Consider the following 8,938-nt stretch of genomic DNA (forward strand, 5'->3'; position numbering starts at 1 on the left):
ACGGCCCTTGCAACTGGTCAATGAACCACAGCCGGTTCTGGGCAAACGACAATGGCACCACTTCTGGCCGCTCGCCAACTATCAATGGCGCCAACACATCCCCGCTGGCATCCAGTCGCGGGGCCAACTGCGCAACCGTCGGCGCCTCGAACAACACCCGAACCGCAACACCGGCATCCAACGACTTGTTGACTGCCGCGATCACCCGCATCGCTGAAATGCTGTCGCCGCCCAGATCGAAGAACGAGTCGTCGACCCCGACTCGCGCCACCCCCAGCACTTGGGCGTAGATACCGGCAAGGATTTCCTCAACGGCGTTGGTCGGCGCCCGATACTCAGCAGCGGTGTACTCCGGCGCGGGCAGCGCGCGAATATCCAGTTTGCCGTTGACCGTCCGCGGCAGCGCATCCAGCACCACCACCGCCGCCGGCACCATAAATGCCGGCAACCGCTCCGCCAAGGCAGCCCGCGCGGCCGCTGGCTCGGCGGTCCCGGTCACATAACCGACCAGCCGCTTATCACCAGGGCGCTCCTCGCGAGTAACCACCGCCGCCTGCTCGACACCGTCGAGTGCGGCAAGCGCGGCTTGAATCTCACCCAGTTCGATGCGATAGCCGCGGATCTTGACCTGCTCATCAGCACGGCCCAGATAGCGCAGTTGCCCGTCGGGGCCCCAGCGCACCAGGTCTCCGGTGCGATACATCCGGGCCCCGGCACCTCCGAAGGGACACGCCACAAACCGCGACCCGGTCAACCCGGCCCGGTGCCGGTATCCATATGCCAATCCGGCTCCGGCCACATACAACTCGCCCACCACCCCGGCCGGCACCTGGCGCAACCATCCGTCGAGCACAAACAACGCGGCCCCGGGCACCGGTGAACCGATCGGCACTACCCCCGACCTCGGTATCAACGGCGCACTGATCGTCACAATCATCGTGGTCTCGGTGGGGCCGTAAGCGTTGACCATCACCCGCCCGGGCGCCCACCGGTCCACCACCTCGGCCGGACAGGCCTCCCCGGCTACCCATAGCGTCGCTGACTCAAGTCCCTGCGGCGACAATGCCGCCACCGCAGACGGCGTTTGCCCGAGGATGTCGACGCCCTCGGCAACAAGTAGTTCATGGAAGTCATCCGGCGAGCGCGCCACCGAATCGGACACCACCACCAACCGCCCGCCGCGCAGCAGGCAACCGAAGATCTCCCACACCGAGGAGTCGAAGGCCAAGGTATGCGTCTGCGACCACACGCCCGCGCGCGGCAAATTGGCATCTGGTGACGCCAACAGCTGGGTCACGTTGCGGTGAGTCACCACCACTCCCTTGGGCACTCCGGTAGTGCCCGAGGTGTAAATCAGATACGCGATATCGTCCGGCTCCGGTAGCGGCAGTGCAGTGCTGGGTTGGGTGCGCAGGGCGGGGTCGTCCACATCGATGATCGCCAGGTCGTGCCCGTCGAACCGCCCGGCCAGATCGGCGGTGGTAATCGCCGCGATCGGCGCGGCATCGGCCACCATGAACCCGATCCGCGCATCGGGATGGCTTGGGTCGATCGGCAGATACGCCACTCCTGCTTTGAGCGCCGCCAGCATGGCTACGACCGCCGCGGCCGAACGTTCCAATAGCAGCGCCACACACTGCTCCGGACCGCCGCCCCGCTCAACTAGCAAGTGCGCCAATCGGTTAGCTGCCTCATCCAACTCTCGATAGGTCATCGACAAGCCGTCGAAACGCAGTGCCACCGCCTCCGGGGCGCGGGCGACCTGCGCGGCGAACGCCACCGGGATCGACCCCAACTCGGTTTCCGGCTGGGTCAACGCGGCGTGATTACCAATTACATTCAGCTGCGTGTAGTCAGTCGCATCGAGCAGTTCTATCGACGAAAGCGGCCGACTCGGGTCTGCGGTCATCGCCGTCAGCACCCGCTCGAACCGTTGGATCAAGACCTCAATGCTGGCCGCGTCGAACACGTCGGTGCGAAACTCCACCGCCCCGCCGATACCGGCAAGCTCGCCGTCCTCGGCGAAACGCTCCGCCAACGAGAATGTCAAATCCATGCGGGCAGTGTGGGTGTCCACCGGCAGCGGGGTGGCCTGCAGATCACCCAAACTCAATGTGGCGGGCTGATTGTTCTGCCACGCCAGCGCCACTTGCACCAGCGGGTGACGGGTCAACGACCGGGTTGGGTTGAGCCGCTCGACGAGTACCTCGAAGGGCACGTCCTGGTGCTCATAGGCGGCCAGGCTGCGCGCACGAACCTGGCCCAGCAACTCCGTCACGGTGGGATCACCGGACACATCGACCCGCAACACCAACGTGTTGACGAAAGACCCCACCAAAGCATCGAGCGCAGGATCGCGGCGTCCGGCGATCGGGAACCCCACCGCCACATCGGAACTGGCGCTCAACTTGGCAAGCAACACCGCCAACGCGGCCTGCAGCACCATGAAACTGGTCGCATTGTGCTCACGGGCCACCCGGGCAATTTGATGTTGCAGTTCGGTCGGCCATTCCACCGCCACACTGGCGCCGCGGTAATCCGCCACGGCCGGGTAGGGCCGATCAGTGGGAAGCTCCAGACGCTCCGGCATCCCGGCCAGGGTCTCTTCCCAGTAGGCCAGCTGGGATGCGATCAGGCTCTCGTTGTCGTCGAGTTCACCGAATTGCGCGAGCTGCCACAGCGTGTAGTCGACATACTGCACGGCCAGCGGCGACCAACCCGGAGCCTGCCCGGCACACCGGGCGGCATACGCCACACCCAAATCAGTCACCAGTGGGGCGATCGACCACCCGTCGGCGGCGATATGGTGTACCACCCCCACCAACACATGCTCGTCTTCATCGATGGTGAAAAGCCGTGCCCGCAAAGGGATCTCAGTTGCCAAATCGAAGCAATGGCGCGCGGTCTCCTCGATGGCGTCCTGCAGTCGGCTCGTCGGCCATCTGCTGGCATCAACGACGTCCCAGCCGAAGTCGGCTTGCTCGGGGGCTACTACTAACTGCTGGGGGATGCCATCGGGAGCCGCAAACAGTGTCCGCAGACTTTCATGGCGGACCACCACGTCGGCCAGTGCGGCACCTAACGCCTCAGCATCGAGGCGTCCGCCCAGTCGCAGCGCTACCGCCATGTTGTAGACCGGTGACGGCCCCTGCAATTGATCAACGAACCACAACCGGTTCTGGGCAAACGACAACGGCAGAACCGCCGGCCGCTCACCAGCTACCAACGGCGCCAACACATCTCCGCCAGCGGCCAGACGCGGCGCCAACTGCGCGACCGTGGGCGCCTCAAACAACACCCGCACCGCCACGCCGGCATCCAAGGATTTGTTGACCGCAGCGATCACCCGCATCGCCGAAATGCTGTCGCCACCCAAATCGAAGAACGAATCATCCGCCCCGACCCGCTCCAGGCCCAACACCTGCGCGTAGATGCCGGCCAAGACCTCCTCCACCGGACCGTTCGGGGCGCGATACTCTCCGCCGGTGTACTCGGGTATCGGTAGGGCGCGGGTATCGAGTTTGCCGTTGACCGTCAGCGGCAGCGCATCGAGCACCACCACCGCCGTCGGCACCATATAGGCCGGCAACCGCTCAGCCAGCGCGCTACGCGTCTGGGCCGGATCAACGGTTCCGGTGACATACCCGACCAACCGCTTGTCGCCGGGGTGGTCCTCTCGGGCGACCACCGCCGCCTGCTGCACGCCAGCACAGCCAGCCAGCGCGGCCTGAATCTCACCCAACTCGATGCGGTAGCCGCGGATCTTGACTTGCTCATCGGCACGCCCCAGATACCGCAATTGCCCATCGGGGCCCCAAGACACCAGATCTCCGGTGCGATACATCCGCGCCCCGGGGCCCCCGAGCGGACAAGCCACAAACCGCGACGCCGTCAGGGCCGACCTGTGCAGATAGCCATAGGCCACACCCAGGCCGGCCACGTACAACTCGCCCACCACGCCCACCGGCACCGGGCGCAACCACTTGTCCAGCACAAACAACGCTGCTCCGGGCGCCGGTGAGCCGATCGGCACCACCCCCGAGCCGGGTATCAGTGGCGCACTGATCGTCACGACCATCGTGGTTTCGGTGGGTCCGTAGGCGTTGACCATCACCCGCCCACGCGCCCACCGATCCATTACCTCGGTTGGGCAGGCCTCCCCGGCTACCAGCAACGCCGTCGACTCCAAACCGTGCGGCGACAACGCCGCGACCGCAGAAGGCGTCTGAGTCAACACGGTGACCTGCTCAGCAACGAGCAGTTCGTGTAAGTCTGCCGGCGAACGAATCACCGAATCGGGCACCACTACCAAGCGCCCACCACGCAGCAGCGTGCCCCAGGTCTCCCACACCGAGACATCGAACGCCAACGAGTGGCACTGCGGCCACGCGTCGGGAGGCAGCAGCTCGGTATCCAACGACGCGAGCAGCTGGGTCACGTTGCGGTGGGTGACCGCCACGCCCTTGGGAACGCCGGTGGTGCCCGAGGTGTAAATCAGATACGCAATGTCGTCAGCCGCTGGCGCTGGCAACGCAGTACACGGACAACTATCGATGCGGGGGTCAGCGACATCGAGGACCGCCACATCGCACCCGACCAGCCGGTCAGCCAACCGGGTACTGGTGATCGCAACGATCGGCGCAGCATCGTCAACCATGAACTTGATCCGGGCATCGGGATGGCCCGGATCGATGGGCAGATACGCCGCCCCTGTCTTGAGAACCGCCAATATTGCGACGACCGCCTCAGCGGACTTCTCCATCAGTAATGCCACATACTGTCCGAGACCCACACCCTGGTCAACCAGTAAGTGCGCCAACCGGTTAGCTACCTCGTCGAGTTCGCGGTAGCTCATTGAGCGGCCGTCACAGGTCAATGCCGCGGCCTCGGGAGCACGCGCCACCTGCCCGGCGAACAACACCGGAATGGATCCCGCCGGCCCCGCCGGCGGCAAGCTCAGCACTGAACGATTAGCCCACCCATCCAACCGAGCGTGCTCGCCGGCATTCAGCACATCCACCGACGACACTCGCTGTGCGGAGTCGGCGGTGATCGCCACCAAAACCCGCTCCAACCGCTGAATCAGGACCTCGATGCTGGGCGCGTCGAAGACATCGGTGCGAAACTCCACCGATCCGCCGATCCCCGCAGGTGCACCGCTGTCAGTCCAACGTTCGGCCAGGGCGAACGTCAAATCCATCCGGGCGGTGTGGGTTTCCAGCGGCATCGGCGTGACGTGCAAGTCACCCAAACCCAGCCCGGTGACGGGGTCGCTGGAGTGCCCGGCGAAGTTCTGCCATGCCAGCAGCACTTGGACCAGGGGATGGTGGGCCCGGCTTCGGGTCGGGTTGAGCCGCTCGACCAGCGCCTCGAACGGGACGTCCTGGTGTTCATAGGCGGTCAGGCTGCGCGCCCGCACCTGCGCCAACACTTCGCCGAGGGTTGGATCACCGGCCACGTCGACCCGCAAGACCAAGGTGTTGACGAAAAAGCCGACCAACTCGTCCAGGACCGGGTCGCGCCGTCCGGCGATCGGGAAGCCCACCGCCACATCAGAATTGGCGCTCAACTTGGCCAGCAACACCGCCAGGGCGGCCTGCATCACCATGAAACTGGTCGCGTTGTGGTCACGAGCCACCTGGGCGACCTGCTGGTGTAATTCGGCTGGCCAGTCCACGGCGACGCTGGCCCCGCGGTAGTCGGCCACCAACGGGTAGGGTCGATCAGTGGGAAGTTCCAGGCGTTCGGGCATGCCCGCTAAAGCCTGTTGCCAGTAGGCCAACTGGGTGGCGATCGGGCTCTCGTTGTCGTCGAGCTCACCGAATTGCGCGCGCTGCCACAGCGTGTAGTCGACGTATTGGACCGCCAACGGCGCCCAGCCGGGAGCCTCGCCGGCACATCGCCTGGTGTAAGCGGCACCCAGATCAGCCACTAGCGGGGCCATCGACAGGCCGTCGGCAGCGATATGGTGGGCTACCGCCACGAGCACGTGCTCATCCTCAGCAACGCGGAAAAGTCGCGCTCGCAACGGGATCTCGCTCGCTAAGTCAAAACAGTGACTTGTCGTCTCCTCGATGGCCTCCTGCAGCCGGCTAGCGGCCCAGCCGCTGGCATCAACGACTCGCCAACCCATATCGGCCCGCTCTACCGGGACCACTAGCTGTTGCGGAACACCGTCGGGCGCAGGAAATACCGTGCGCAAGCTTTCATGACGGGCCACCACATCGGCTAACGCGGCCGCCAATGCCGCGGGGTCCAGGCTTCCGCCCAGCCGCAAGGCCACCGCCATGTTGTAAACGGGTGAGGGGCCTTGCAATTGGTCGATGAACCACAACCGGTTCTGGGCAAACGACAATGGCACCTCCGCCGGCCGCTCGCCAGCCACCAACGGCTCCAACACATCTCCACCGGCGCCCAGTCGCGGCGCCAACTGGGAAACAGTGGGGGCCTCGAACAACACCCGCACCGCCACACTGGTATCCAGAGACTTGTTGACCGCAGCGATCACCCGCATCGCCGAAATGCTGTCGCCGCCCAAATCGAAGAACGAATCATCCGCCCCAACCCGCTCCAGACCCAGCACCTGGGCGTAGATAGCGGCTAAGACCTCCTCCACCGGACCGTTCGGGGCGCGATATTCACCCGCCGCGTATTCGGGTGCGGGCAGGGCGCGGGTGTCGAGTTTGCCGTTGGGGGTAAGTGGCAGTGCCTCGAGCACCACCACCGCTGCGGGCACCATAAAGGCCGGCAGGCGCTCAGCCAATGCCGCGCGCGCAGCCGCAGGCTCTAGGGCCCCGCTTAGCGACTCGGTGACATAACCGACCAGGCGCTTATCACCGGGGCGGTCCTCCCGGGCCACCACCACGGCCTGCTCGACCCCGTGCAGCGCGGCCAGCGCGGCCTGAATCTCACCCAATTCGATGCGATAGCCGCGGATCTTGACCTGCTCATCGGCGCGCCCCAGATACTGCAGCTGCCCATCAGCACCCCAGCGCACCAAATCCCCGGTGCGATACATCCGTGACCCCACACCGCCAAACGGGCACGCCACAAACCGCGACGCCGTCAGCCCCAAGCGGTGCCGATACCCATAGGCCACCCCGCCGCCGGCCACATACAACTCACCGACCACCCCGACCGGCACCGGACGCAACCAGCCATCGAGCACAAACAACGCCGCACCCGCCACCGGCGCACCGATCGGCACCCCCAACCCAGACACCAACGGCGCACTGATCGCCACACACATCGTGGTCTCGGTGGGCCCATAGGCATTGAGCATCACCCGACCAGGCGCCCACCGATCGACAACCTCAGCCGGACAGGCCTCCCCGACCACCACTAACGCCGCCGACTCCAACCCACGCGGCGACAACACCGCCACCGCCGACGGCGTCTGCGTCAACACATCAACACGTTCACCAACCAGCAAGCCGTGCAAATCCTCCGGCGAGCGAGTCACCGAATCGGGTGCCACCACCACCCGGCCACCGCGCAACAACGCCCCAAAGATCTCCCACACTGAAACGTCGAAGGCCAACGTATGCGTCTGCGACCACACCCCCGGATCAGGCAGCGTCCGCAACGAGGCCAACAGTGCGGTCACGCTGCGATGCGCAACCGCCACCCCCTTAGGAACCCCCGTGGTGCCCGAGGTGTAAATCACATACGCCACATCATCAGGCCCCGGTGGCGGCAACGCCGTGGAGGGCTGACCGTCCACAGCGGGATCGTCGACGTCGATGACCGCCACCTCATGCCCGCCAAGGCGCCCGGCCAAATCCGCGGTGGTCAGCGCGGCGATCGGGGTGGCATCGGCCAGCATGAACTCGACCCGCGCATCGGGATGACCCGGATCGATCGCCACATAGGCCGCACCGGTTTTAAGCACGCCCAGCATCGCCACAATCGCCCCAGCAGAACGCTCCACCACAAGCGCCACACGCTCACCCGGACCCGCACCCCGCTCAACAAGCAAGTGCGCCAACCGATTCGACGCCTCATCAAGCTCCCGATAGCTCATCGAATGGCCATCGAAGGTCAAAGCCAGCGCCTCCGGCACACGAGCCACCTGCTCGCCAAACAACGCCGGAATCGACACCCCAACAGGCGCATCCACGCCCAACACCGCCCGGTTACCCACCTCACCAAGCCGCCGATGCTCACTAGCGTCGACCACATCGACCGACGACACCCGCCGCGTCGGATCGGCAGCCATCGCCACAAACACCCGCTCCAACCGCGCTACTAATTCGCGGGTATCGCAATTGGAAAACAGTTCCCCGGCGCCCGGTGTGCTCAGGAAAAGCTGATCCTCGTCCCTAAAAAAGACCAACCTAAACTGATCCCCGAGACCATCATGAGTCAGAGTCGCCGATACCGGAGAACCAGCGAGGTCTGCCATATGCGTGGTCGGAATAAAATTGACGGCTACCCGATTAGACGCGGTCTCGGTTCCGCGGAGACGCGATTTATTTTCGATAGCATGAACAGGATACCGCTGATGCTGCAGCGCCTCGCGCATTTGGGTGTCGACGTGTTCACAAAAATCGGCAACCGTAGCATCCGGCAAAGGCTTGAATACCAGCGGGACCACCCCGGAAATCATCCCGGGCACCAGCTTTACTTCCGGCCGAACCCGCCTGCTGACCGGAAAGTCGAACACGACGTCTGAGCCTTCGGTGTCGCTTCCACGCACCAGTAACGCACACGCCGCAGTAATCACCGACGAGCGACGCATGCCCAACGCCTTGGACAATTCGTCGATGCCGGCAACGGCGGACGGCGAAGTGAGTTCTCGGTCGGTGCGCGACTCCGGCGGGCGCGACCGCGATGAGACGTCAGCGCCGATTCAATTGGACCCGTCCGCCGTTGCCGGCATCGACGAATTGTCCAAGGCGTTGGGCATGCGTCGCTCGTCGGTGATTACTGCGGCGCG

The 8,938-nt window shown here is 65.0% G+C and carries 1 protein-coding gene and 1 pseudogene; one reads left to right on the forward strand and one right to left on the reverse strand.

What is annotated here, in order from left to right; all coding sequences use genetic code 11:
• Positions 1-8,740 (reverse strand): non-ribosomal peptide synthetase (locus tag A5707_RS11815; protein ID WP_232000706.1); only part of this gene is annotated, 8,740 nt, incomplete at its 3' end.
• On the opposite strand from A5707_RS11815, the pseudogene A5707_RS24480 reads away from it, so the two are divergent.
• Positions 8,739-8,938 (forward strand): annotated as a pseudogene (locus tag A5707_RS24480) (hypothetical protein); the annotation flags it as partial. The gene A5707_RS11815 and the pseudogene A5707_RS24480 overlap by 2 nt on opposite strands.

Source organism: Mycobacterium kyorinense (assembly GCF_001672775.1).
GTDB lineage: Bacteria > Actinomycetota > Actinomycetes > Mycobacteriales > Mycobacteriaceae > Mycobacterium > Mycobacterium kyorinense_A.